Origin of the sequence: Jingyaoa shaoxingensis (assembly GCF_014385005.1) — a bacterium.
GTDB lineage: Bacteria > Bacillota > Clostridia > Lachnospirales > Lachnospiraceae > Marvinbryantia > Marvinbryantia shaoxingensis.
The window spans coordinates 234,738-261,590 of the sequence record NZ_JACRSZ010000001.1 but is presented as its reverse complement, the minus strand read 5'-3'; the positions used below and the strand labels follow the sequence as shown (position 1 = coordinate 261,590).

The 26,853-nt window shown below is 44.3% G+C and carries 23 protein-coding genes and 1 pseudogene; 23 read left to right on the top strand and 1 reads right to left on the bottom strand.

The window, feature by feature from the left end; translation table 11 throughout:
* Window positions 1-80 precede the first annotated feature (80 nt).
* The 23 genes and pseudogenes from H8716_RS01175 (at window position 81) to H8716_RS01065 (ending at window position 23,823) form a co-directional block, all read left to right on the top strand.
* A complete protein-coding gene (locus tag H8716_RS01175; RefSeq protein ID WP_249306649.1) occupies window positions 81-587 on the top strand; it encodes a flavodoxin domain-containing protein in 507 nt (168 codons plus the stop codon).
* 66 nt (window positions 588-653) lie between these two features.
* Complete coding sequence (locus H8716_RS01170) at window positions 654-1,400, top strand: N-acetyltransferase (protein WP_249306647.1); 747 nt, start codon at window positions 654-656, stop codon at window positions 1,398-1,400.
* Window positions 1,401-1,425: 25 nt separating this feature from the next.
* The gene (locus tag H8716_RS01165) at window positions 1,426-1,842 is read left to right on the top strand and encodes a hypothetical protein (RefSeq protein WP_249306646.1); all 417 of its coding nucleotides are present in this window, start codon (window positions 1,426-1,428) and stop codon (window positions 1,840-1,842) included.
* 109 nt (window positions 1,843-1,951) lie between these two features.
* Entirely contained in the window at window positions 1,952-2,335 is a 384-nt protein-coding gene (locus H8716_RS01160; protein ID WP_249306645.1) for a VOC family protein, read from the top strand.
* Between the two features lie 32 nt (window positions 2,336-2,367).
* Window positions 2,368-2,487 (top strand): annotated as a pseudogene (locus H8716_RS01155) (TfoX/Sxy family protein); the annotation flags it as partial.
* A 364-nt stretch (window positions 2,488-2,851) separates the two neighbouring features.
* Window positions 2,852-3,949, top strand: coding sequence for a redox-regulated ATPase YchF (ychF, locus tag H8716_RS01150; protein WP_249306644.1), 1,098 nt, complete (start codon window positions 2,852-2,854; stop codon window positions 3,947-3,949).
* A gap of 30 nt (window positions 3,950-3,979) precedes the next feature.
* Window positions 3,980-4,858 carry a prolipoprotein diacylglyceryl transferase gene (gene lgt / locus H8716_RS01145; RefSeq protein ID WP_249306643.1) on the top strand — a complete coding sequence of 293 codons (879 nt, stop codon included), beginning with the start codon at window positions 3,980-3,982 and terminating at the stop codon, window positions 4,856-4,858.
* A 12-nt stretch (window positions 4,859-4,870) separates the two neighbouring features.
* Window positions 4,871-5,020, top strand: a complete 150-nt coding sequence (locus H8716_RS01140; RefSeq protein WP_249306642.1) for an aspartyl-phosphate phosphatase Spo0E family protein — start codon at window positions 4,871-4,873, stop codon at window positions 5,018-5,020.
* Window positions 5,021-5,301: 281 nt separating this feature from the next.
* Complete coding sequence (mraZ, locus tag H8716_RS01135; protein WP_249306641.1) at window positions 5,302-5,733, top strand: division/cell wall cluster transcriptional repressor MraZ; 432 nt, start codon at window positions 5,302-5,304, stop codon at window positions 5,731-5,733.
* Window positions 5,734-5,748: 15 nt separating this feature from the next.
* Window positions 5,749-6,687 carry a 16S rRNA (cytosine(1402)-N(4))-methyltransferase RsmH gene (rsmH, locus tag H8716_RS01130; RefSeq protein WP_249306640.1) on the top strand — a complete coding sequence of 313 codons (939 nt, stop codon included), beginning with the start codon at window positions 5,749-5,751 and terminating at the stop codon, window positions 6,685-6,687.
* Window positions 6,688-6,708: 21 nt separating this feature from the next.
* Window positions 6,709-7,239 carry a hypothetical protein gene (locus tag H8716_RS01125; RefSeq protein WP_249306639.1) on the top strand — a complete coding sequence of 177 codons (531 nt, stop codon included), beginning with the start codon at window positions 6,709-6,711 and terminating at the stop codon, window positions 7,237-7,239.
* 19 nt (window positions 7,240-7,258) lie between these two features.
* A complete protein-coding gene (locus H8716_RS01120; RefSeq protein ID WP_249306638.1) occupies window positions 7,259-9,436 on the top strand; it encodes a peptidoglycan D,D-transpeptidase FtsI family protein in 2,178 nt (725 codons plus the stop codon).
* Window positions 9,437-9,506: 70 nt separating this feature from the next.
* Complete coding sequence (locus H8716_RS01115) at window positions 9,507-11,252, top strand: peptidoglycan D,D-transpeptidase FtsI family protein (protein ID WP_249306637.1); 1,746 nt, start codon at window positions 9,507-9,509, stop codon at window positions 11,250-11,252.
* A gap of 123 nt (window positions 11,253-11,375) precedes the next feature.
* Entirely contained in the window at window positions 11,376-12,332 is a 957-nt protein-coding gene (gene mraY, locus H8716_RS01110; protein ID WP_249307200.1) for a phospho-N-acetylmuramoyl-pentapeptide-transferase, read from the top strand.
* A gap of 26 nt (window positions 12,333-12,358) precedes the next feature.
* A complete protein-coding gene (gene murD / locus H8716_RS01105) occupies window positions 12,359-13,720 on the top strand; it encodes a UDP-N-acetylmuramoyl-L-alanine--D-glutamate ligase (protein ID WP_249306636.1) in 1,362 nt (453 codons plus the stop codon).
* A gap of 48 nt (window positions 13,721-13,768) precedes the next feature.
* Window positions 13,769-14,827: an FtsW/RodA/SpoVE family cell cycle protein gene (locus H8716_RS01100; protein ID WP_249306635.1), complete on the top strand. Its 1,059-nt coding sequence runs from the start codon at window positions 13,769-13,771 to the stop codon at window positions 14,825-14,827.
* Between the two features lie 63 nt (window positions 14,828-14,890).
* A complete protein-coding gene (murA, locus tag H8716_RS01095) occupies window positions 14,891-16,174 on the top strand; it encodes a UDP-N-acetylglucosamine 1-carboxyvinyltransferase (protein WP_249306634.1) in 1,284 nt (427 codons plus the stop codon).
* 33 nt (window positions 16,175-16,207) lie between these two features.
* On the top strand, window positions 16,208-17,251 hold the full coding sequence (locus tag H8716_RS01090) for a cell division protein FtsQ/DivIB (protein WP_249306633.1): 1,044 nt from the start codon (window positions 16,208-16,210) through the stop codon (window positions 17,249-17,251).
* Window positions 17,252-17,426: 175 nt separating this feature from the next.
* The gene (ftsZ, locus tag H8716_RS01085) at window positions 17,427-18,596 is read left to right on the top strand and encodes a cell division protein FtsZ (RefSeq protein ID WP_249307199.1); all 1,170 of its coding nucleotides are present in this window, start codon (window positions 17,427-17,429) and stop codon (window positions 18,594-18,596) included.
* A gap of 118 nt (window positions 18,597-18,714) precedes the next feature.
* Window positions 18,715-19,974, top strand: coding sequence for an N-acetylmuramoyl-L-alanine amidase (locus H8716_RS01080; RefSeq protein WP_249306632.1), 1,260 nt, complete (start codon window positions 18,715-18,717; stop codon window positions 19,972-19,974).
* An 18-nt stretch (window positions 19,975-19,992) separates the two neighbouring features.
* On the top strand, window positions 19,993-21,834 hold the full coding sequence (gene uvrC, locus H8716_RS01075; RefSeq protein WP_249306631.1) for an excinuclease ABC subunit UvrC: 1,842 nt from the start codon (window positions 19,993-19,995) through the stop codon (window positions 21,832-21,834).
* Window positions 21,835-21,932: 98 nt separating this feature from the next.
* Entirely contained in the window at window positions 21,933-22,868 is a 936-nt protein-coding gene (gene hprK, locus H8716_RS01070) for an HPr(Ser) kinase/phosphatase (protein WP_249306630.1), read from the top strand.
* 22 nt (window positions 22,869-22,890) lie between these two features.
* Entirely contained in the window at window positions 22,891-23,823 is a 933-nt protein-coding gene (locus tag H8716_RS01065; protein ID WP_249306629.1) for an ROK family glucokinase, read from the top strand.
* Window positions 23,824-24,003: 180 nt separating this feature from the next.
* On the opposite strand, the gene H8716_RS01060 is transcribed toward H8716_RS01065, so the two are convergent.
* Window positions 24,004-26,760, bottom strand: coding sequence for a transglycosylase domain-containing protein (locus H8716_RS01060; protein ID WP_249306628.1), 2,757 nt, complete (start codon window positions 26,758-26,760; stop codon window positions 24,004-24,006).
* Window positions 26,761-26,853 lie beyond the last annotated feature (93 nt).

Sequence of the window (26,853 nt, the reverse complement as noted above, 5' to 3'; positions counted from 1 at the left end):
AGAAGTATGTCATGCATTGCATGACGCGCATCTCGCAGCAAGAATGCCGAGGCATTCTTGAATATGGAGGTCAGATAAGAATGAAAGCAATCATATATACATCAAATACCGGAAGCACAGCAGAGTATGCACAATTACTGGGAAATGAATTGAATCTTCCGGTACATAGTTTACAGCAGGCAAAAAACAAGGTGCCTGCCGGCAGTGAAATCATTTATCTCGGCTGGATTATGGCAGGAGGAATCAAAGGATATAAAGAGGCAGCAAAATTGTATAAAGTGCGTGCAGTCTGTGGCGTTGGCATGGGACAGACAGGCACACAGCTAAAAGAAGTCAGGGATAAAAATGCTATTCCACAGAGGATTCCTTTATTTACGTTACAGGGGAACTTTGATGTGAAGAAGCTTCATGGAGCGTATCGTTTCATGATGAATGTCATGGTTAAAACCGCCGGAAAGGGACTGGCAAATAAAACCGACCGTACGACCGAAGAGGATGATATGTTAGATATGATGGTAAATGGTGGAAAACGAGTATCTTTACAGAATATGAAGGCAATTACAGAGTGGTACAAAAGCATTCATTAGGATCAGTTGAATTATGCATGATGTTACAGGTATAGAAGAAGTGATGCTATGGAGGTGGAAAGATTTATGGAATATATCAAAGTGACAAACGAGAATATAGACAAAGAGCACATATGCTGTGCTATTTCCAATAACAACGATATTCAGGTGTCATCCAAAAAAGAATGGTTAAAAGAGCAATTTAGAGAGGGACTTGTTTTTCTGAAAAGTGCAGAACGGGGGAAGTGTTTTATTGAGTATCTGCCTGCTGAAAATGCATGGAATCCGATTTCTGCAGATGGCTATATGTATATTGACTGCCTGTGGGTAGCTGGTTCTTTCAAAGGACATGGTTATGGAGCAGATCTGCTGGATGCCTGTATGGAGGACAGTAAGAGCAAGGGAAAAAAAGGGCTGTGTATATTATCTTCCGAAAAGAAAAAACCATTTTTGTCAGATCCAAAATTCCTGCAGTATAAGGGATTCAAGGTATGCGATGAAGCGGACAACGGGATTCAGTTATGGTATCTGCCATTTGTAGCAGATGCGCCTCTGCCTGAATTTAAGGAATGTGCCAGACATCCCCATATCGAGGAGAAGGGTTATGTTTTATATTATACTAGCCAGTGTCCGTTTAATGCGAAATATGTTCCGATTGTAGAAGAAGTTGCAAAAGAAAATGGTGTATCATTCCGGGCTATTCATTTACAGAGTAAAGAAGAAGCTCAGAATGCACCTACTCCGGTTACAACGTATGCGTTGTTTTATGATGGGGCATATTTAACCAACGAGCAAATGAATGACAGGAAATTTTTGAAACTGTTATCAAGGTAAATGAAAAATAGATGGAGGAAAAAGGATGAAACTATATTTTGGAAATATGGTAACAACAGTTACTACACTTATGATTGTATCGCTGGTTGGGTTTGTCGGATATTCAATCGGTAACAGAAGCAACATTAATTTCTGGGGCAGAAGGAGCCTGTTTGTTTTGGCATATGGTCTTGTTATATGCTGCTTTGCAGCGGCAAGGGACGGATTGGATAAAACAATTCAGTATACGATAGATGGAAGCTGTAATCCTGGAATATTTTCACTTGTGAGTGTTCCAAACATCGTCGGATGTGTCGGAGCTGCAATTATAATGATTGCAGCAATAGCAACACCAATTGCAAAGTCACAGCATATGCGTGAGATATGGTTTTATGTGATGTCCGGTGGAGTGATGCTAAAGATTGTAGTTATGGAGATCGCAAGAATTATACAGATGTTTTAGAAAAATCAGATGTAGACATAGTATATAATTTAAGCATAAAAAACAGTATTTATTATCAGTATCATCCATCGATGGTGACAAGAGCGAGTATTCTGGAGGAGTAATAATCATGAGAATTGAACATGTTGCACTTTATGTAAATGATTTGGAAAATACAAAAAAATTCTTTATGAAATATCTGGGAGCAAAATCAAATGATGGATATCATAATCAGAAAACGGGCTTTTATTCTTATTTTCTCACATTTGAGGATGGTGCACGTATTGAAATTATGAATATACCGGAAATGGCTGATTTACCGAAGAAAATAGTTCGTACTGGATATTCACATATAGCTTTTAGCGTGGGAAGTATAGAAAAAGTAGATGCATTGACAGCAGAATTAAAAGCGGATGGTTATGAGGTTGTCAGTGGACCAAGGACTACAGGTGATGGATATTACGAAAGCTGTATTGTTGCAATTGAGGATAATCAAATTGAGATCACAGTATAATTTGAAATGCAGGCATTTGAAAGGACAAAAACATGGCTTCAAGCAAAGACTATTTACAATTTATATTAGAGCAGTTATCTGATTTAGAAGAAATTCATTATCGTGCAATGATGGGAGAATATATCATATATTATCGGGGCAGAATTGCCGGTTCATAAATCAAACAATAAATTAAAAACAAATCTGCGATGAAATATAAATGAATGACAGGAGATGAAAATGAATATTCACAAAGATAAGATGCTATGGTATAATACAAGGTACTGTATTAGGTTTTCTTATGAAAAGAAGAGGTTACTATACAAAAAAGAAAAATAAGAGGATTTCAGAAATTTCAACAGAATGGGAAGAATTTGTGTTTCTGTGTCGAAAAGGAACACCAGTCAAGAAGGAATGAAACCGAAAACACTTCAGATGTTACCGGGCCATTCGAATATTGGAATTACAATGAGTTTATAAAAATAAGTATGTTGGAATCCCTTGAAATCAAAGGATTTACAGGAGGAAATAGAGAAAATGAAACTTGGAATCGTAGGACTTCCAAATGTAGGAAAAAGTACGTTATTTAATTCACTGACAAAGGTAGGAGCGGAATCAGCCAATTATCCGTTCTGTACCATTGATCCGAATGTGGGTGTGGTTATGGTGCCGGATGAGAGATTAAAGCTTCTGGCAGATCTTTATCATTCAGCAAAGGTAACACCGGCAGTGATTGAATTTGTTGATATTGCCGGACTGGTAAAGGGTGCATCCAAGGGGGAAGGACTGGGGAATCAGTTCCTCGCCAACATTCGTGAGGTAGATGCCGTAGTACATGTGGTACGCTGCTTTGAGGATCCGAATGTTATTCATGTGGATGGAAGTGTAGATCCGGTCAGAGATATCGAGACAATTAATCTGGAACTGATTTTTTCTGATATTGAGATCCTGGAGAGAAGAATTGCCAAGACCGTGCGCGGTGCAAGAAATGACAAGACTCTGGCAAAAGAACTGGAACTTCTGAACCGGTTGAAAGAGCATCTGGAAGCAGGCAATCTTGCTATTACTTATCAGACAGATGATGAAGATGAACAGAAGTGGCTGGCAGAATATAACCTGCTGACTGCCAAACCTGTCATTTTTGCAGCGAATGTATCAGAAGATGATCTGGCAGATGACGGAGCATCCAATCAGTATGTACAGGAAGTACGGGAGCATGCGAAGGAACAGCACAGTGAAGTATTTGTAATCTGCGCACAGATCGAACAGGAGATTGCTGAACTGGAAGATGATGAGAAGAAGATGTTCCTGGAAGATCTGGGATTATCTGAATCTGGTCTGGAGAAACTGATTAAGGCAAGCTATCGTCTGCTGGGACTGATTAGCTACCTGACAGCGGGTGAGACTGAAACCAGAGCATGGACGATCAAGCTCGGTACCAAAGCTCCACAGGCAGCAGGAAAGATTCATTCTGATTTTGAAAGAGGTTTTATCCGTGCAGAAGTGGTAAATTACAAAGATCTTCTGGAATGTGGAAGTCTGGCGGCAGCAAAAGACAAAGGCCTGGTTGGTCTGGAAGGCAAGGACTATGTGGTAAAGGACGGAGACGTGATCTTATTCCGTTTCAATGTATAATCAGATGCAGACTGTTATTGGAGAGACAATATGAATGAATCCACAATTCTGTTTCCAAATTTGAATCTGATACTGACCAATGTGGGAAAGTCCATTTCGATAGGCGGGTTTGAGATAGCCTACTATGGGATGGTAATTGCCCTGGGGATGGCTTTGGGAATTATGCTCATCCTTCATATAGCGCGGAAAAGCGGGCAGAATGAGGATACTTACGTAGATTTGACACTTATCACGATTGTATTTGCAATCATTGGTGCCAGAATCTACTATGTGGTATTCAGCTGGCAGGATTATAAGGATGACTGGCTGCAGATATTCAATATCCGAGGCGGCGGGCTTGCGATTTACGGAGGAGTCATTGCCGGACTGGTTACGATCCTGGTGTTTGCAAAAGTAAAAAAGATGAATGTATATCTGCTCTTGGATACCGTCTGCCCGGGACTGGCAGTTGGACAGATCCTGGGACGCTGGGGGAACTTTTTTAACAGAGAAGCGTTCGGAGACTACAGCAACGGGCTTTTGGCAATGGATCTGCCACGTGATGCCGTGCGTCAGGGAGAGATTACCGGACAGATGCTGGAGCACTTAAAAGTGATAGATGGGATGGAATTCATACAGGTGCATCCCACATTTCTGTATGAATCGCTCTGGAATCTGATGTTACTTATAGGTTTACTGTATCTGTGGAAGCACAGAAAATACCATGGACAGATTGTATTTACGTATCTGGCGGGATATGGACTGGGAAGAATCTGGATCGAAAGTTTGAGGACAGACCAGCTTTTGCTCCCGGTGATTCAGATACCGGTTTCGCAGGTGGTTGCCGGGATCATGATTCTGGTTTCTGTGATACTTATGATAAAAAAAAGTAGAGGACAAGGCGAATCCGCAGAGGAAAAGAAAGGATAAGGACAAGGATACATGATCAGCCTGGAGATCCTGAAACAGGAGATTGAAAAAGAGCGAAGTATTTTAAATGAGCTTTTGATAACCAAAGGAATGTCAGAAGTGATTGAACAGAGCCAGAAACTGGACCGGATGATAGAACAGTATCTGGATATGGCAAATTAAATAACAGATCAGGTGAGAGCACTCAGTAATGAGTGTTCTTTTTGTTTCATAGTTATGAACAGGAAAGGGTATAATTTTTGTATTTTTGTCAAATTTGATATAAAAATGTTGATAAAAGTTTTAGATTGATGGGAAAAAAAGCTTGTGTTTTTCGAATGGATGCTATATTATTAGTATGTAAGTGGAGAAAAGTGGTGATTAGTGGATTGAAATGGAGTGAAAGTGGTTCAATTCCCAGGTCATACAAAGCGAAAGAGATTTTCTGAAAGCAGGTGCTATTTATGTTCATGGGTGAATATAGCCATACGATAGACACCAAAGGCAGACTGATCATCCCTTCCAAATTCAGAGAAGAACTCGGAGATGAATTTGTGGTGACAAAGGGATTGGATGGCTGTCTCTTTGTATTTCCGAATCAGGCATGGCAGGAGTTTGAGGAGAAGCTCCGTGCTTTACCGCTTACCAATAAGAGCGCAAGACAATTCTCACGTTTCTTTGTGGCTGGTGCCACACCATGTGAGCTGGACAAGCAGGGGAGAATTCTTTTACCGGCAACGTTGAGAGAATTTGCTGGTCTGGATAAAGAAGTCGTACTGACTGGAATGTTGAACCGGATAGAGATCTGGAGTAAGGACAAGTGGATGGAGAACAATTCATTTGACGATATGGATGACATTGCAGAACAGATGACAGACTTGGGGCTGATCATATAACCTGGGGAGGACTATATGGAATTTAGTCATAAATCTGTGTTACTCAATGAGACCATAGATGCATTAAAGATCAAACCGGATGGCATTTATGTAGACGGTACACTTGGAGGTGGCGGACACTCTTATGAGATCTGTAAGAGACTGTCTGACAAAGGAAGGCTGATCGGAATCGATCAGGATGCTGCTGCGATTGAAGCGGCATCAGAGCGCTTAGGGGAGTTTAAAGATAGAGTAACGATCATCCGCAGCAACTACTGCGAGATGAAAAAGCAGTTGAATAGCATTGGAGTTACATCGGTAGATGGGATCATTTTAGACCTTGGTGTATCCTCTTATCAGCTCGACACAGCAGAGCGCGGCTTTACCTATCGAGAGGATGTGCCACTGGACATGAGAATGGATCAGCGGCAGGCACGTACTGCAAAGGATATTGTGAATGAGTATAGTGAGATGGAGCTGTATCGCATCATCCGTGACTATGGGGAAGACAAGTTCGCAAAGAATATTGCGAAACATATCGTGCAGGCAAGGCAGGAAAGGCCATTGGAGACAACTGGGGAGTTGATCCAGGCAATCAAGGCGGCGATACCTATGAAGGTGCGGGCTGTAGGAGGGCATCCGGCTAAAAAGACCTTCCAGGCTATTCGAATTGAACTGAACAATGAACTGGGAGTCCTGAGGGATTCACTGGATGACATGATTGATTTGCTGAATGATGAAGGCAGATTGTGTATTATAACATTCCATTCACTGGAAGACCGGATCGTAAAGAATCATTTCCGTACCAGTGAACATCCATGTATCTGTCCGAAGGAATTCCCGGTTTGCGTGTGTGGACGGATCTCAAAAGGAAAAGTCGTGACAAGAAAGCCTATTTTGCCGGGAGAAGAGGAACTGGAGGAGAATTCCAGATCCAAGAGTGCAAAATTAAGAGTATTTGAAAGAAGTATCTAGTATCTAAAGGAGTTGGCACAGATGGCTGCATCAGAGAGAAGAATACAATCGAATAGAAGAATAAATGGCAGTCAGCGCAGCCGCCAGTTTACGAATACCTATATAGATGGAAATGTGATCAGACATGTACAGGCTGTTCCGCAGAAGAGAACGGACCGTAGAAGCATGACGCAGGAAAGAAGAAGAGAAGAGGCACAGGTTCAGGCAAAGAGAAATCGCGAAAGAGCACTTCGCATGAACGTGCCATATGTATCTTTCCTTACGGCAGTGTCTATTGCTACAGTGTTTGTCTGTGTGAATTTTCTGCAATTGCAGGCACAGGGAATAAGTTACCGTAATCAGATTGCATCGCTGGAGAGTCAGCTTACGGAACTGAAGCTGGCAAATGACAATGCCTATGAGGAGACTCTTTCTTCTGTTGATATGGAAGAAGTAAAGAGAATTGCAGTAAATGATCTTGGAATGACTTATGCTGATGAGGGACAGATTATAACCTATAGTAATCAGGATGGGGATTATATCCGTCAGTATGCGGAGATCCCGGCCGAGTAAAAACAGACAGGTGGTCAAATTGGAAACAAAGCGAAAAAGAGAACAGAAGTTTACCAGACAAATGCAAATAAAGCTTATGGCTGTATTTGCATTTGTTTTATTACTGATGGTTGCATTGAATCTGGTGATTGCACATATCAATGTGACGAATGGGGATAAATATGCCAAGCAGGTATTGTCTCAGCAGACATATGACAGCAGGACGATACCGTATCGGAGAGGTGAGATCCTGGATCGCAACGGCAATGTACTGGCGAAAAGTGAGAAGGTATACAATGTTATTCTGGATTGTTATGCTATTAACAGCATGGATGACTATATTGAACCGACGATTGCAGCAGTATCCGAACAATTCGGACTGGATTCCGCAACGGTAAGAGATGTGATCTGCAGTGAAGAGACAAAGGACAGCCGTTATCAGGTAATCAAGAAAGAAATCAGTGTGGAAGAAAAGCAGGCATTTGAGGACTATATTGACACATCTGAGGACAAAGAAATGTCCAAGGCAAAGAGAGAAGAACTGGAAAATGTTCAGGGGGTATGGTTCGAAGAAGATTATGTCCGAACCTATCCGCTGGATACGCTGGCATGTACTGTAATCGGTTTTTCCAATAAGTTAAATGACGGTATTTCCGGTTTGGAATCTTATTATACAGAGATTCTCAATGGTGTGGATGGAAGAGAATACGGCTATCTGAACCAGGACATGGAACTGGAAGAGAACATTATTGAACCGGAGGACGGCAACAGTATTGTCTCCACAATTGACGTAAATATCCAGCAGGTTGTGGAAAAGTATATTGCCCAGCTGGAAGAAGAGAATAAGAACGGTCCTCAGGAGAAGACAGCAGGACATGCCAGCCTGAACACTGGTGTAATTGTGGCGAATCCGAATAATGGAGAGATCCTTGCCATGGCTACGGACAAGACATTCAACCTGAATGATCCACAGAATCTGGATGGCTGGTATACGGAAAAAGAACAGAAGGCTATGACCGAAGAAGAAAAGAGTGAGGCTTTGAATAGTCTCTGGTATAATTACTGCGTATCTGAGGCCTTTGAACTGGGATCCACCTACAAGCCGAATGTAGTGGCGGCAGCTCTGGACAGTGGAAGCGTCACTGAGGACTTCGGTATGACCTGTATCGGTTATCTGCAGCCACTGACCAATGAAGATCCGATTGCCTGTACCGGAACCCACGGAGAGGAAGGATTGAAGGATATTATTCGGAATTCCTGTAATCCGGGAATGATGACCATTGGTTTTCAAATGGGCATCGATACATTCTGTAAATACCAAGATATCTTCGGATTCGGAAAGCGAACCGGTATTGACCTTCCAAACGAAAATGCAGGATATCTGTATGACACCAATACGATGGGAACCATGGAACTTGCAACCTGTTCCTTCGGACAGGGATTTACAGCGACGATGATTCAGGAACTTCAGGCATTTTGTGCGGATATCAATGGAGGATATCTCTATAAACCACATGTGGTGAAGCAGATCCTTGATGCAGACGGCGGAGTGGTAAAGAACATTGATCCGCTGCTGATGGCACAGCCGGTATCATCCAAGACATCATCTCTGATCAGAGAATATCTGGAAGCGGTAGTGACTGATGGTACTGCGACTTCCGCAGCAATTCCGGGGTACCGGATCGGTGGTAAGACAGGAACAGCAGAAAAACTGCCGCGTGGAGACGGCCGATATATTATTTCCTTTATCTGTGCAGTACCGATTGATGACCCACAGGTGGTGGTCTATACAGTGATCGATGAACCAAACATTGAGAACCAGGAAGACGGAAGTTATACCAAGGATCTGGCAAGAAACATTCTGACAGAGATTCTGCCTTATCTGGGCATTTATCCGACGGAAGAGATCACCGAAGAAGAACGCCAGTCCCTCGGTATGCAGGTCGAAAAAGAAGGCGGCGATACCCAGTGGGTATCCCAGTATGTCTATGATGATTATGGCAACCTGATGTATGATGAGACAACATGGGAGCCATTGACTGAAATGGTAGAAGTGGACGAGAACGGCAATGTGGTATCTTCAGAGAGCGAAGACACCAATGAGAACGGCAGTCTGTATGGCAATGTCGCACCGCCGGATCCCCAGGGAGAAGAACAGATCGACGAGAACTGGTCAGATGGAGTGACCAGTCAGGATCTGCAGATAGGAACCCAGTAAATAAAATATAAGAAATAACCCCGCAGAGACATTCATAAATTAAAAAGAAGATCATTTGCGGGGATTTTTTATGCATACGTTTCATAAAAGGAAAATTATAGTGGTATTTCTGGGAAGCATACTGCTTCTGCTGGCACTGATAGGAAGGCTTGGATGGCTGATGCTGGGCAGATCAGAGTACTATGGGAAAAAGGCACAGGATCTGCATGAAAGGGAGCGAAGCATCAAGGCAGAGCGAGGAGAAATCTGGGACCGAAACGGAACGGTTCTGGCAGCAAACCGGACAGTATGTACCGTATCCGTCATACACAGCCAGATTACGGATCCGGAGAGAGTGATTCGGGTACTGACAGAGGAACTGGATATGGAAGAAGAAAAAGTACGGGCAAGGGTGGAAAAGAGAAGTTCCATTGAGAGAATCCGGACCAATGTACCAAAGGAAACAGGAGACCGTATCCGCCAGCAGGAACTGGCGGGGGTAAAGGTGGATGAAGATTATCGGCGCTATTATCCTTTTGGAAACCTGGCATCTACTGCGATTGGATTTACAGGAGGGGATAATCAGGGAATTGTAGGACTTGAGGTGCAGTATGATGATGTACTGCAGGGGACACCTGGGAAAATCCTGACCATGACAGATGCCAGAGGTGTGGAGCTTCCGGATGCGGGGGAAAGCAGGCAGGAAGCGGAGGCAGGTGATACATTGCAGATAAGTCTGGATGTGAATATACAGACTTATGCGACACAGGCAGCACTGCAGGTCATGGAAAAAAAGCAGGCAGATGGAGTATCTGTTTTGTTGATGCAGCCGGACAATGGGGAGATTTTGGCCATGGTCAATGTACCGGAATATGATCTGAATGATCCATTTACGTTGGAGACGGACACCGTACAGATGAGTGAACAGGAGATTCAGGATGCCAGAAACCAGATGTGGCGTAATGACTGTATCAATGATACCTATGAGCCAGGATCCACATTTAAGATCATCACAGCGTCGGCCGGGCTGGAAGAAGGAGTGGTCTCTCTGCAGGACAAATTCTTTTGTCCGGGATATAAGATTGTAGATGACAGACGGATACGATGCCATAAAGTCAGCGGTCATGGATCAGAAAATTTTGTACAGGCAGCGCAGAATTCCTGTAATCCGGTATTTATCGAAGTGGGGCTCCGTCTTGGTGTGGAGCGGTATTATCATTATTTTCAGCAGTTTGGATTATTGGAAAAAACGGGAATTGACCTGCCGGGAGAAGCCGGAACCATCATGCATCATCCGGAAAATATGGGACAGGTGGAGCTGGCAACCGTAGCATTTGGTCAGTCCTTTCAGATTACGCCCATACAGCTGGCAGCAACGGTGGCTTCACTGATCAATGGCGGAAAAAGGATCACACCCCATCTGGGTGTCAGCATCTGGGATGCAGAGGGTGTATTAAAAGAACAACTGGAATACCCAGAAGGAGAACAGATTCTGTCAGAAGAGACTTCCAGTACCATGCGTTATGTCCTGGAACAGGTAGTGGATGGAGGAAGCGGAAAAAATGCATATATCGAAGGATACCGGATTGGTGGTAAAACGGCAACCTCTGAGACACTGCCCCGAAGTGCCAATCAGTATATTTCATCCTTTATAGGTTTTGCACCGGCTGATGATCCGCAGGTTCTGGGACTGTGTGTGATTCATAATCCACAGGGAGTTTATTATGGGGGAACCATTGCAGCACCGGTGATTCGGGATATTTTTCAGAATATTCTTCCTTATCTTGGAATTGAAAAAGAAGAAATCCGGAAAAAGGATGGAGCATCCATACAGTGAGACAACTTTCAGTTGCCAGATACTCTGAAAAGACGTATAATTGTATCTGTTCAGTATCCTCACAGTGGGGTCTGAGCAGTTACATATGATTCATATATAGTCTTTTTGGAGGAAGGAAAAATGATAAGCATAGAAGTGATTCTGGCGTTACTTATTGCATTTGCGATAAGCGTATTACTGAGTCCGTTTGTGATTCCGTTTTTAAGAAAACTAAAGATCGGAAATACAGAGAGGGAAGAAGGGGTACAGTCCCACCTGAAAAAAGCGGGGACACCGACTATGGGAGGTCTGATCATACTGATCAGTGTACTGATTACCTCTTTATTATTTGTGGGAAGATATCCGAGAATCATACCGATTCTGTTCCTGACACTTGGATTTGGAATTATCGGTTTTCTGGATGATTACCTGAAAGTAGTATTGAGAAGATCAGACGGTCTGATGCCTAAGCAGAAGTTCCTGCTGCAGGTGGTAGTGACTACTGTATTTGTAATTTACATACTGGTGGTAGATCCGGACTGTCTGGTAATGCTGCTGCCGTTTACTCAGGGCATGTATTTCGATTGCAAATGGATTACCGTACCACTTGTTTACTTTGTGGTGCTTGGAACTGTAAACGGAGTGAACTTTACGGACGGACTGGATGGACTGGCGACTGGCGTTACCACGATGGTTGCGGTATTCTTTACCGTGGTAGCAATTGGAACCCATGCAGGAATTGAGCCGATTACCGCAGCTGTGACAGGTGCGCTGCTGGGATTTCTGATGTTCAATTCTCATCCGGCAAAGGTATTTATGGGAGATACCGGTTCCCTTGCACTGGGTGGATTCGTGGCAGGTACTGCATATGTACTTCAGATCCCGATTCTGATTCCGGTGTTTGGGTTTATCTATATGGTTGAGGTGCTGTCTGTTATCATCCAGGTAACTTATTTTAAGAAAACCGGTGGCAAACGATTTTTTAAGATGGCACCAATCCATCATCATTTTGAATTATGTGGATGGTCAGAGACACAGATTGTGGCACTGTTTACGGTTGTTACCGCACTGCTCTGCCTGATCTGCCTCTATGGATTATAAAAACAGATTTAAATTTGGAGGCAAATATGAAGTTACAGAACAAAAAAGTACTGGTATTTGGTACCGGCATCAGTGGAATCGCAGCTGTAAAGCTGCTGGAAGATGCGGGAGCTGTTCCGGTATTATTTGACGGGAACACACAGTTAAAAGAAGAAGATATCCGGGCAAAGCTTCCGGAAGGAAGTCATACAGAGATCCTTCTGGGAGATCTGACGGATGAGCAGATTCAGTCTTTGGATCTGGTAGTATTAAGCCCCGGAGTGCCGACAGATATTCCACTGGTGAAACGAATGCGCGATGCAGGCCTGAAGATCTGGGGAGAGATTGAACTTGCTTATGAATGTGGCAAAGGAGATGTACTTGCCATCACGGGCACCAACGGTAAAACAACGACAACAAGCCTTCTGGGTGCTATTATGCAGCATGCAAAAGAATCTGCATTTATTGTGGGAAATATTGGAATACCTTATACGCAGATCGTAGAAGAGACAAAGGAAAATTCTGTTACGGTGGCTGAGATCAGCAGTTTCCAGCTGGAGACTATCGAACAGTTCCATCCAAAGGTCAGTGCAATCCTGAATATCACACCGGATCATCTGAACCGGCATCATACCATGGAGGAGTATATCAGGGTCAAAGAACTGATCACGCTGAATCAGAATCAGGAAGATACCTGTGTCCTGAATTATGAGGATGAAGTGCTCAGAGAGTTTGGAAAAACACTGAACTGTCAGGTTATATTTTTCAGTAGCCTGCGTATACTGGAAAAGGGCATCTATCTGAATGGAGAGATGATAGAGTACAATGACGGACAGAAGATCATCACAGTTTGCAGTGTAAAAGAACTGAATCTGCCGGGAAGACATAATTATGAAAATGTCTGTGCGGCAGTTGCCATGGCACTGGCATATGGGATCAGTCTGGAAGATATCCGCTATGTGCTGCTCCGTTTCAAGGCAGTGGAACACCGGATTGAATATGTTACAGAAGTAAACGGCGTGGTATATTACAATGACTCCAAGGGAACCAATCCGGATGCAGCCATCAAGGGCATTCAGGCAATGGACCGTCCGACCCTTCTGATTGGAGGCGGATACGATAAGAATTCATCTTATGAAGAATGGATCAACGCCTTTGACGGAAAAGTCCGGTATCTGGTGCTGCTGGGCCAGACCAGAGAGAAGATCGCAGAGACAGCCAGAAAATGCGGCTTCCAGGATATTGTGATGACAGAGAGTCTGGAAGAAGCGGTTAAGTTCTGCGCAGAGCATGCCAATCCGGGAGATGCAGTCCTGCTGTCACCGGCATGTGCCAGCTGGGGCATGTTCCCGAATTATGAAGTAAGAGGAAAAATGTTTAAAGAACTGGTTTACCAGTTAAAAAAATAAATTCTATGCAGGGAAGTGGTACCCTTAAAAACAGGAAAACTGGATCAGATGCTTCTGATAACTGTACTGGTTCTGGAGATATCCGGGCTTGTGATACTTTACAGTGCCAGCGCCTATAATGGACGGGTGAGATTCTCCGATGCAGGATATTATCTCAAAAAGCAGCTGTTTGCGGCAGTATTGGGATTTGTCTGTATGTGGTTGATTTCCAGAATGGATTATCATAAAATGGCGCAGTTTGCGATCCTGGCCTATATATTGTCCATGGCGCTTTCAGGGGCAGTTCTGCTTGTAGGAGATACTTATAACGGCTCCAGAAGATGGCTGTCAGTAGGACCACTGTCCTTTCAGCCATCCGAGTTTGCAAAACCTGCGGTCATTCTATTCTTATCCAGGATCATCAGCCGGAAAGAAAAAATGGGAAACAGTATTTTTTCACTCATCTGGTGTGTGTGTCTGGTACTTCCTATTGTGGCACTGGTGGGAACCAATAACTTAAGTACTGCCATTATTATTCTGGGGATTGCCGTGATACTGGCATTCGTATCTCGTCCTGGGTACCTACAGTTTATCTGGATTGGATTGACTGGAATTGGGTTCATTGCCCTGTTTCTGAGTATGGAACAATATCGTCTTGAACGACTGGTTATCTGGAAGAATCCGGAAGCCCATGAAAAAGGATTCCAGACAATTCAGGGGCTCTATGCTATAGGATCAGGAGGTCTGTTTGGAACCGGATTCGGAAAAGGAATCCAGAAACTGGGATTCGTTCCGGAAGCACAGAATGATATGATCTTTTCAATTATCTGTGAAGAAAATGGTCTGATCGGTGCGATTTTACTGCTTACTCTTTTCCTGATTCTGCTTTGGAGATTCATGGTCATTGCAACCCATGCAAGAGACCGGCTGGGAGCGTTCCTGGCAGCAGGTATTATGGCACACATTGCCATACAGGTGATACTGAATGTGGCGGTAGTAACCAATTCCATTCCCAATACAGGAATTACACTGCCGTTTATCAGTTATGGTGGCACATCATCATTGTTTTTACTGGCAGAGATGGGAGTGGCACTGGCGGTGAGCAGATGGCAGAACCGGCAGGCGTGAGGAACATCTCATATGGAACGCTCATATAATAGTCTATAGTTCTCCGGCAGCAGGAGGCGTAGAATGGGCAGTATTCATGTATCCGGAGGAAAGATTCTGTGTGGGGAAACTACGATACAGGGGTCGAAAAATGCCACATTACCGTTGATGGCGGCAGCAGTTCTGCATAAAGGAATGACGGTATTGCATAATTGTCCTGTGATACAGGATGTAGAATGCATGAGACTCTTACTGGAAGATCTGGGATGCCACACTGGGATGGATGGGCATACGCTGTGGATTGATGCATCTGAGATTCAGAAAAATGAACTGGATGCCGGACTTACGGCAAAGATGCGGGGATCTGTTCTGCTGATGGGCGCATTACTTGGCAGATGCCGTGAAGTGGTATTGCCTTTTCCAGGAGGATGTGTGATTGGCAAGAGACCGGTAAATTATCATCTGGATATGATGCGGCGAATGGGAACAGAAGTAGTCTGTCAAGGTGACCGGATGGTACTGCGAACCGGAAAGCTAAAGGGAACTGTTATGGAGATGCCATTTCCCAGTGTGGGAGCAACGGAAAACGGTATACTTGCCGGTACACTGGCTGAGGGAAGGACTTATTTGTCAGGATGTGCCATGGAACCTGAGATTCAGGAACTGGGTTCTTTCTTACGGGAAAAGGGAGCAAGAGTACAGATAGAGAACGGTCATGTAGCTGTGGAAGGTGTCAAAGAGCTGCATGACAGTGAATATGTCCTGATGCCGGACCGGATTGTGGCAGGAACGTATTTGCTGGCAGTACTCGGAACCAGAGGAGATGCCGTACTCCATGAAGTGCCGGCAGCGGCATTACATGTACTTGCAGAATTGATCTGCAGGATGGGAGGAAGCCTTACAGAGTATGATCTGGAGAAGAAGGCGCAGGAATGGAAGAATTGTACAGTCAGGGCAGACTGCAGAGGTCGGAAAAATGCAGTTCTGTTTGCAGAGACAGCACCTTATCCCGGATTTCCGACAGATCTGCAGTCACAGCTTATGGCGGTGATGGCATCCTGTTGTGGAAGCATCTGTCATATCAGAGAAAACGTGTTTGAAAATCGTTTTATGATTGCAGCTCAGTTGAAAAAGATGGGGGCAGATATCCGGATGAATGAAAATGAGGCACATATTTACGGAGTGCCTGTTTTACACGGAACGGAGCTGTACGCGCGGGAACTGAGAGGCGGAGCAGCATTGATTCTGGCAGGAATGTCAGCGGAAGGAGTCAGCCGGATTACACCGGATGATTATATAAAAAGAGGATACGAAAATATATGCAAAGATCTGAAAGAACTCGGAGCAGATGTCAGCTGGGAAGCATAAAGCCGTGAACTTTCAGCGAAGGAGTAGAGCAGCATGCAGTTACAGAAGAAGAAAACAGGCAGGCCGATATATATTGTTTTACTGGTTCTGGTAAGCGTCATTGTGATTGCTTTGTTTGTATTATTCGGTCTGTTTCACATCCGTCAGGTGGATGTAATCGGAAATGAATATTATTCTGCAGAGGAGATACAGAAAATGGTAATGTCAGATTCTTTAAGTGAGAATTCACTGTATCTGACCTGGAAATACAGCCAGCCGGACGCGGCTGCCGATCTTACATTTCTAAGTGCAGTGGATGTTACCATGGTGAATCCTTATCATGTGCAGATTAAAGTATATGAGAAAAGCATTGTAGGATATCTGATGTATTCAGGATCTATGGCGTATTTTGATAAGGATGGCGTAGTGATTGAGATCTCTCAGGAAAAGAGAGAGGGTATTCCGGCATATTCCGGTGTAGATATCAGTGAACCGAAGGTATCGGAACTGATACCGGTGGCAGATGAAAAATTCAGGGATGATATCATATCAGAAGCACAGATGATTCAGGAGATTCTGGGACAGAATGGAATTCAGCCGAGAGAAGTACATTATGATGATAAGCAGCAGCTGATTCTGTATTTTACGAATAACCGGGTCATGCTTGGAGATAATTCTTATATGGAAGAGAAACTGTCCAATCTTCAGTCTCTGATGCCACAGATGGAAGAACTTTCAGGAACACTCCACATGGAGGACTACACAGCAGGAACGACCACGATTACTTTTAAAAAAGGGGAAAAGGGAGAAGAGGAATTGCTGATGAACGTTAATCAGCCGGAAGGCGGAAACGCAGAAGATGTGGAAGAATCTACAGAAACAGAGGAAGACAGTACAGATGAAAGCGAAAATAAGAGCGGTTACAGCGAAGACAGTGGAACATTTTCCACGGATGCCAGTGGCAACGATACCTACACAGATGCCAGCGGTAATGTAACCAATAACATGGATCAGATGTATCTGGGAGATGACGGACAGATCATTTCAGATGGATACGGTTATATTGATCCATATACCGGCGCTTATATTCTGAATTAGTCAGAGCAAAAGTAAAGCCTCATAGAGGCGATTTTGCGAATGTTGCTCTGAATAAAATTACAGAATACAAAAAAACACTTGATTAATGAAAAAAAAGAATATATGATAGAAGAAATAGTGGAAATTACTGTCATGGGACAGAAAGATAGAAGGAGGAAGTACCTTGTTAGAAATAATGTCAAATGAAGCTGAAGCAGCAGCCAAGATTATCGTCATCGGCGTGGGCGGTGCAGGTAACAATGCTGTGAACAGAATGGTAGACGAGACAATTGCCGGTGTAGAATTCATCGGGATAAATACAGATAAACAGGCACTGGATCTTTGCAGAGCTCCTCATACAATTCAGATTGGTGAGAAGGTTACGAAGGGACTTGGTGCAGGAGCTAAGCCTCAGGTTGGCCAGCAGGCTGCTGAGGAAAGCGCGGAAGAGATCAAAGAAGCCATCCAGGGCGCAGATATGGTATTTGTTACCTGTGGTATGGGCGGTGGTACCGGAACCGGTGCAGCACCTGTAGTGGCAGGTATTGCAAAAGAGATGGGTATTCTTACTGTTGGTGTGGTAACCAAGCCATTCCGTTTCGAAGCAAAGACCCGTATGAATAATGCTATTGCAGGTATTGAAAAGCTGAAAGACAACGTAGATACACTGATTGTCATCCCGAATGACAAGCTGCTGGAGATCGTAGACCGACGTACAACCATGCCGGAAGCTTTGAAGAAGGCAGACGAAGTACTTCAGCAGGCAGTGCAGGGCATCACAGACCTGATTAACCTGCCGGCTCTGATCAATCTGGACTTCGCAGATGTACAGACGGTTATGACAGACAAAGGAATTGCCCATATCGGTATCGGACAGGCCAAGGGTGATGACAAGGCACTTGAGGCTGTAAAACAGGCAGTTGCCAGTCCACTGCTGGAGACTACCATTGAAGGTGCTTCCCATGTAATTATTAATATCTCCGGAGATATCTCCCTGATGGATGCCAATGATGCAGCAAGTTATGTACAGGAGATGGCAGGAGAGAATGCGAATATCATCTTTGGTGCTATGTATGATGATACATACGCAGATGAAGCAACCATTACTGTGATTGCAACAGGACTGACAGATATGACTCTGGAAGAGCCGAAGAAGACAACCGCAGCAAAGACAGCGGCAAATAAGAGAATTGTACCGGAATTCAGCCAGCCGACTGCATCAGCACAGTCCATGAGAATGTCGAATCTGGGCAGTGTGAATACTTCTATGCCGACCATGCAGAATAATTCCGGCAGATTAAAGGCACCGGAAAGCAAGGTTCAGGAAAGAGATATTCAGATCCCGGATTTCTTAAAGAGAAGATAGAATGCTAAGAGAGGCTGTTTGGACAGCCTCTTTTTCTGGTATAATAGGATTTCAGAAGAATCAGTGTTCTGTGAGAGTTGTTGTTGAGATAGTTTTGAGAGGAAAAGGAAAGAGAAATATGAATGCATTGAGAAAGAAACTGATGCTGATTTTTACTGTATTGGTATGCACTTTGTGTATGCTTCCGAAAGAAAATATACAGGCGCAGGATCTGGTGATTGTCCTGGATCCGGGACACGGCGGTGAAGAATCAGGTGCAGACCGTAAACTGGATGGAAAGTGGTACAGAGAAGCTGAGATCAATATGAAGCTTGCCAATTACTGTAAGGCAGAATTGGAAACATATGCGGGCGTGAAAGTATATCTGACCAGAAGCAGACTGAGTCAGGCTGCACAGGGAAGAGAAACCAGGCTGAATATTGCGAAGAAAAAGCATGCAGATGCCCTGGTAAGTTTTCACATTAATGCAGTGAGGGAAGGATTTCAGACATCAGCTACCGGAACATATGCGCTTGTGCCATTGAAATCCCATTTTAATACTGCTTCTGCACAGACAGCAAGAGAACTGGCAAAGGTAATCTTAAAGGAACTGCACAGTCAGACAGGGCTGAAGAATAACGGTTTTTGGCCGGGAGATGACTTTGGAATCATCACATTCGGACAGAAGAGTAATTATACAGCATCTCAGGCAAGACAGTTTGGTATGACAAAAGCACAGATCAATACCAAGATTCCGAGTATGATCATTGAGCATTGTTTTGTAGATAATAAGAATGATTTGAGAAAACATCTGAAAACAAATGCACAGATCAAAAAGATGGCAGTGGCAGACGCGACCGGTATTGCAAAATACTATGGATTGCAGAAAAAGAGCAGCACATCCACTAATTCCGGAAATAATTCTACGCAAAACGATAAAACTCCGGTGACAACAAAGAGTGGTATTGTAAAAAAAGGAAAATCTCTGTATCTGTATGATACAGACGGAACGGTCAGACGAGGTCTTGTAAAGTACAATAAGCATTATTATTTTGCAGGTCCGAATGGAAAACTGCAAACCGGATGGAAAAAAATCGGAACGAAAAAATATTATTTTGACAGAACAACCGCAGCAGCAAGAACAGGATTTCAGACGATAGGAAAAAATAAATATTATTTCACATCTAAGGGTGTTATGAGAACAAAATGGGTTACCATGAAAGGCAAACGCTATTATTTCAGCAAAGTGAATGGTAAGCTTCTGACACACTACTGGCTGAAGTATAATGATAAGTGGTACCGTCTGGACCGCAATGGTACACCACTTGTGAACTGTACAAGAAAGATTGGCAAGAAAACATATACTTTTAATAAGAAGGGTGTATGTACCAACAAATAAATGAATGTGGAGACAGAGATGTTTGATATTCAGGAAGAATTAAAAAAACTCCCGGCTAAGCCGGGAGTTTATATTATGCATGATGAAAAAGATGCAATTATTTATGTGGGAAAGGCAGTCAGTCTGAAGAATCGTGTCCGGCAGTATTTTCAGTCCAGCCGGAACAAGGGACCAAAGATCGAGCAGATGGTGACCAGAATTCGGAGATTTGAATACATTGTTACGGATTCGGAACTGGAAGCACTGGTGCTGGAATGTAATCTGATCAAAGAACACAGACCGAAATACAACACCATGCTCAAGGATGACAAAACGTATCCATACATTAAGGTGACAGTTGGGGAGGAATTCCCGCGTATTCTTTTTTCCAGAACTATGAAAAAAGACAAGTCCAGATATTTTGGACCATACACCAGTGCAGGGGCGGTCAAAGATACCATAGAATTGCTGAATAAGCTCTTTCATCTGCGCACATGTAATCGAAGTCTGCCAAGGGATACCGGCCTGGACCGTCCATGTCTGAATTATCATATCCGGCAGTGCGATGCGCCATGTCAGGGCTATATCAGCAAAGAAGATTACCGGGAACATGTGGAACAGGCACTGGAATTCCTGAATGGCAATTATCGGCCGGTGATTCAAATGCTGGAAGAAGAGATGCGGGAAGCATCGGATCAGCTTGACTTTGAAAAAGCAATTGAGAAAAGAGACCTGCTTACCAGTGTGAAGCAGGTGGCACAGAAACAGAAGATCACCGCCAGTGACGGAGAAGATAAGGATGTTATCGCAGTATCTACGGATCGAAAAGAAGCTGTGGTGCAGATATTCTTTGTAAGAGACGGCAGACTGATTGGACGGGAACATTTTTATCTGCAGGTGGCACCTCATGACAGCAGAAGTACGATTATCAATAGTTTCCTGAAGCAGTTCTATTCCGGAACGCCGTTTATTCCAAGAGAAATCATGCTGCAGGAGGAAATTGAAGATCAGGAGATCCTGGAACAGTGGCTTAGCGCCAGAAGGAATGCAAAGGTGCATATCCGGGTACCGCGAAAAGGTACCAAAGAAAAACTGGTAGAACTGGCAGAGAAGAATGCCCGTATGGTATTGATTCAGGACAGTGAAAAGATTCGAAGGGAAGAGAGCCGGACGATCGGTGCCTTAAAAGAGATTGGCAACTGGCTGGGGCTGGAGCATCTAATGCGTGTGGAAGCATTCGATATATCCAATATCAGTGGATTTGAATCTGTGGGTTCCATGATTGTTTATGAAAAAGGCAAGCCAAAGCAGAGTGACTACCGCAAGTTTAAGATCAAGACAGTAAAAGGACCGGATGATTATGCCAGTATGGAAGAAGTGTTGCGAAGAAGATTTGAACATGGTATGGCAGAACGGCAGGAAGGAAAAGAAGATTATGGTAAATTCAGCCGTTTCCCGGATCTTATCATGATGGATGGCGGAAAAGGTCAGGTAAATGTGGCACTGCGTGTGCTGGATGAACTTCATATTACCATTCCGGTCTGCGGTATGGTAAAAGATGATCATCACAGAACCAGGGGATTATACTATAATAACGAAGAGATACCGATTGATACAAGGTCTGAGGGATTCCACCTGATTACCAGAATTCAGGATGAGGCGCACCGTTTTGCCATTGAATACCACAGATCTTTAAGAGGAAAACAGCAGGTGCATTCTGTTCTGGATGACATTGAAGGAATCGGAGAAACCAGAAGAAAGGCACTGATGCGCCGATTTAAATCTCTAGAAGCAGTACGGGATGCTACACTGGAAGAACTGGAACAGACTGATTCCATGAACCGCGTGGCAGCGCAGAAAGTATATGATTTCTTTCATTGATGTTAAAATAGGGATGTGTTATACTGAAATTATTGTAGGGCGCGGCAGAAGATACGCGTTCGAATCTTAATTTAAGATGAGAAGTGAGGAGAAATCAAATGGCAAGTTGTATTCCCTTGACTAAAATGGCAGAACAGATGAATCTGAAAAATATGACACCGGAGATTGACATTTCGCAGATAAAAGTACATGTCCCGGATATTAATCGTCCGGCACTTCAGCTCACAGGATATTTTGATCACTTTGCCTATGAGCGGGTACAGATTGTGGGGTATGTGGAATATACCTATTTGCAGGGTATTCCCATGGAACAGAAGCTACCGATCTATGAGAAGTTCGTTTCTTTCAAGATTCCTTGTATCATATTTACTTCCAAGACGGAGCCTGATACAGAACTTCTGAATCTGTGCAACATTTACGGCGTACCGGTTTTTCATACAGAAAAGGCCACCTCGAATTTCATGGCAGAGATTATCCGATGGATGAATGAAGAACTGGCACCATGTATCTCAATTCATGGCGTGCTGGTAGATGTATTCGGTGAAGGTGTGCTGATTATGGGTGAGAGTGGTATCGGTAAAAGTGAAGCAGCTCTGGAACTGATTAAGAGAGGGCACCGTCTGGTATCTGATGATGTGGTGGAGATCCGCAAAATCAGTGATGTGACTCTGATGGGTACGGCACCGGATATTACCCGTCATTTTATCGAACTGCGTGGTATCGGTATTATTGATGTCAAGACATTGTATGGTGTAGAGAGTGTTAAGAATAATCAGAGTATTGATATGGTCATCAAGCTGGAGGAATGGGACCGGGAGAAAGAGTATGACCGGCTGGGACTGGAGGAAGAATATACCGAGTTTCTTGGAAATAAGGTCGTATGTCATTCCATACCGATTCGTCCGGGACGTAATCTGGCAATTATTGTAGAGACTGCTGCGGTAAACCACAGACAGAAGAAGATGGGATACAATGCAGCACAGGAATTATATAACAGAGTTCAGCAGAATCTGGTAAAGAGAAGAGAAAATTAAAGAATGCGAGGGAACAGGCAGAATGAAGAAGTATGTATTTGGGATTGACGTTGGAGGAACAACAGTAAAATGCGGTCTTTTTACAGTAAAAGGAGAGCTTCTGGAAAAGTGGGAGATTCCTACCAGAACAGAGAATAACGGAGCAGCCATTCTACCGGATGTGGCAGAGACGGTTCTGAAGAAGATCAGCGAGAAGAATCTGGACAAGGAAGAGGTCGCAGGTATTGGAATCGGTGTACCGGGACCGGTAAATGATCAGGGAGAAGTAGCAGGAGCAGTAAATCTGCATTGGGGATACGTGAATCTGGCAGATGACATGGAAAAGATGACTGGACTTGCGATTAAGGCTGGCAATGATGCCAATGTGGCAGCCCTTGGTGAGATGTGGAAGGGCGGCGGTGCCGGAAGTGACAGCGTTGTCATGGTTACACTGGGAACCGGTGTAGGGGGAGGTATCATTAACAATGGTAAGATAGTAACCGGTGTCCATGGGGCTGGTGGAGAGATTGGTCATATCCATGTAACCGATGATGTGGAACGCAACTGTAACTGTGGCAACCGGGGATGTCTGGAGCAGGTAGCCAGTGCGACAGGTATTACTTATCTGGCAAACCGCAGACTTCAGAAAGACGATATGCCGTCTGTTTTAAGAAATGGTCAAGTCAGTGCCAAGACGGTATTTGATGCTGTGAAGGCAGGAGATGCCCTGGCAATGGAAGTTGCTGAGGAATTCGGCAAATATCTTGGAACAGCGCTGGCCAATGTGGCATGTGTCGCTGACCCGGAGGTATTCGTTATCGGCGGTGGTGTGTCCAAGGCTGGACAGGTTGTGATCGATTACATTAAGAAGTATTATACGGCAAACGCATTTATGACCTGCAAACAGGTCAGATTTGCCCTGGCAGAGCTGGGAAATGATGCGGGAATCTATGGCGCAGCCAAGATGGTACTGTAAGCCATAGGACGGAGTTTTGCGGCTCTTTATTAACACGATAAGTGCAGAATAAAGCCCGGCAGAGGTGAAAAATGTGGATTTAAAATACCACTTTCTCCCCTGCCGGGCTTTTCTTCATTTTCGTTGTTGATCATGTCTGAGAAAAAGCAACAGCGTCCCTAATGGCTTCAATAACTCAAATCAATAGATCCGAATGATTCCGTCGTCGTAGTATTCATCAGACGGGATGTTTTCGAAAGAGGTATTACCGTTATCAGCGTTGTCTTCGACTACGTTCCCAGAGCTGCCGGAGGAAAGGTCGATACCGCCGATATCAATAACGCCATCCTGAGGGTCTGATTCACTCTGCTTTTCGGAACTGCCTTCGATCTTGATGGCAGAACCATGTCCGGGACAGGTTTCAGTTGGAGCAGCATAATTAGAATCGTCGGTAGTTCCGGTACTTCCATCCGGTCGTCGGATATATACTTTGGTTGTGGTGGATGGACAGGTGGAAGAAGCCAGTTTACCAGTCTGATTACAGATCTTTGCAGATACATGCACATCACAGGATTCTGTCGGAACAGTACCTTCTTTAAAATATTCTGTCATAACCTGAGATCCGCGAGGGTCATTATCACACAGCCCGGCAACAGCCAGCTTACCAGATTTTTTACAGATCTGTGCCGTAGTGATGCCTTCCGGCTGTACAAAGTCTGTAACCGGAAGTTCAGAGTGGATTCTTGTCATAATGGCATTCCACAGAACCTTTGCATAACGGCTGTAGGATACATCACTGTCAGGCAGGGCATCGTTGTTGTCGTAGCCGCCCCAGACACCACAGGTGTAATAAGGGGTATAACCTTCAAACCAGATATCCTTTGCAGAATCCGTAGTACCGGTCTTGCCTGCAACCGGCATATCGCCAAGGTTAATCATATTATAGGCAGTTCCCAGAGGATTACGGACCACATCTTCCATGGCTTTAGTGATCAGGTAGGAAGTAGCAGCGGAAAATACCTGAGTCTGCTCACTGGTGTTATCCAGAATGACGCTGCCGTTACTGTCTTCAATGCGGGAATAAAATTTTGGCTTAATATAGTTTCCGCCGTTTGCAAGGGCAGCATAAGCTGCGGTTAACTCCAGATTGACAACTCCGTCGGTAACACCGCCCAGTGCCAGAGGCTGGTAGGCATCGGTGAGGACATTGCCATTGCTGTCTGTGTCCTGATCGTAGAGGGTGGTGATCCCCAGCCGTTCCAGATAATCAAGACCTACCTGTGGGGTAAGTTCTGTCAGTACCTTGACAGCAACTACATTCACAGATTTCATCAAAGCCGTGTGGATTGTCTCCAGACCGCTGTATCCATAATCGCTGTCCCAGTTTTTCAGTTCCGTCCCAGATTCATACTGGTATGGTGCGTTGTCATATACAGAAGCCAGAGTCTTGCCACCGGATTCCAGTGCCGGTGCATAAACTGCAATTGGTTTGAAAGTGGAACCGGGCTGGCGGCGGGTTGAAGTAGCACGGTTCAGCGTCAGGCTGGCTTCTTTGGATCCACGTCCGCCCACAATAGCTTTAACATAGCCGGTAGACTGGTCAATGACGACAACCGAAGCCTGAGGCTGTGGAACCAGAGAAATGCGTTCTCCCAGTACTGTGTCATTTTCTCCGGTCATGGCAGATTTAAACTGCTCAGCGTAAGAACGGGCGGTATCTTCATCGTAGAACATCATATTAAAAGAACCATCCTGTTCTTCAAAGTAAGCCTGAACGTCATTGCTTCCATAATGAATGGTTTCGCCGGAAGCTTTCTGGATACTTAGGGCATAATCCAGACCGATCAGTGTCTCGGCTGGATAGTTGTCTGCATTGGCAAATTCTTCATCACAGATTTGCTGTATAGCAGCATCCTGCACACTGTAAATGCGCAGACCTCCGGAATACAGGGCGTGGGACGCCTGCGTGCTGGAATAGCCCTTTTCCTTTACCAGATCTTCCAGAATCTGTTCAATCATGGCATCCGTATAATAAGAATAGATACCGTTGTCATCTGTCTCGGAAGCAGTTTCCTGAATACGAGAGTAAACATCATCGGAAAGAGCTTCCTGATAAGCAGACTCTGAGATATATCCCTGCTCCAGCATGGCATTTAGAACTTTTTTTCGGCGTTTTGCGTTGGCATCCGGATTGGTAATCGGATTATATCCGGTAGGATTCTGGGTAATGCCGGCAATGACGGTACATTCAGACAGAGTCAGTTCAGACACATCCTTGTTAAAATACCGTTTTGCAGCAGCCTGAACCCCGTAAGTGCCGGCACCCAGATTAATGGTATTCAGATAATCCCCCAGAATTTTCTGCTTAGTCTGTTGTTTGGAATAGGTTTTTTCCATATCTTTTTCCAGTTCCATGGCAAGATACTGTTCCTGGAACTTTCGTTTAAAGCTTTCCACCAGAGTGGATTCACTGACCCAGTCAGTAAAAACACTGTTTTTCAGTAACTGCTGGGTGATGGTGCTGGCACCTTCGGAAAAGCTGCCGCCGGTGATTCCCACCACGAAAGCACGCAGGATACCGCGTACATCAATGCCGTTATGTTCATAAAAACGCTCATCTTCGATGGCGACCACTGCATGCTGCAGATCTTCCGGTACCTGACTGATGGACACCGGGGTACGGTTGGAAGTAGGAGCAGTCAGTTTCTGGAGCTGCTTTCCATTTGCATCATAGATATAGGTAGCCGATTCGGAAGGTGCTGTGCTCAGATCGGTGATATCCGGAGCACTTTTGATCAGTCCCTGCATGATGCCATAGCCGCCACAGACCAGCCCCACCAGAATGGTCACTGAGATCAGAATCAGGAGGCGCTCCAGGGTCATGCCTGCCTTCTGTTCAATCTTTTCTGCGGTCATATTGCGCTTTTTCTTTTGAATATCCTGTCTTCCGTATTTCATATGGTAAATATCCTGCCTTTGTGTCTTAGATTAAAAATTTCAGTAATGATATCAGACCATTCTTCTGATACTTTACCCACAGTATACCAAAAT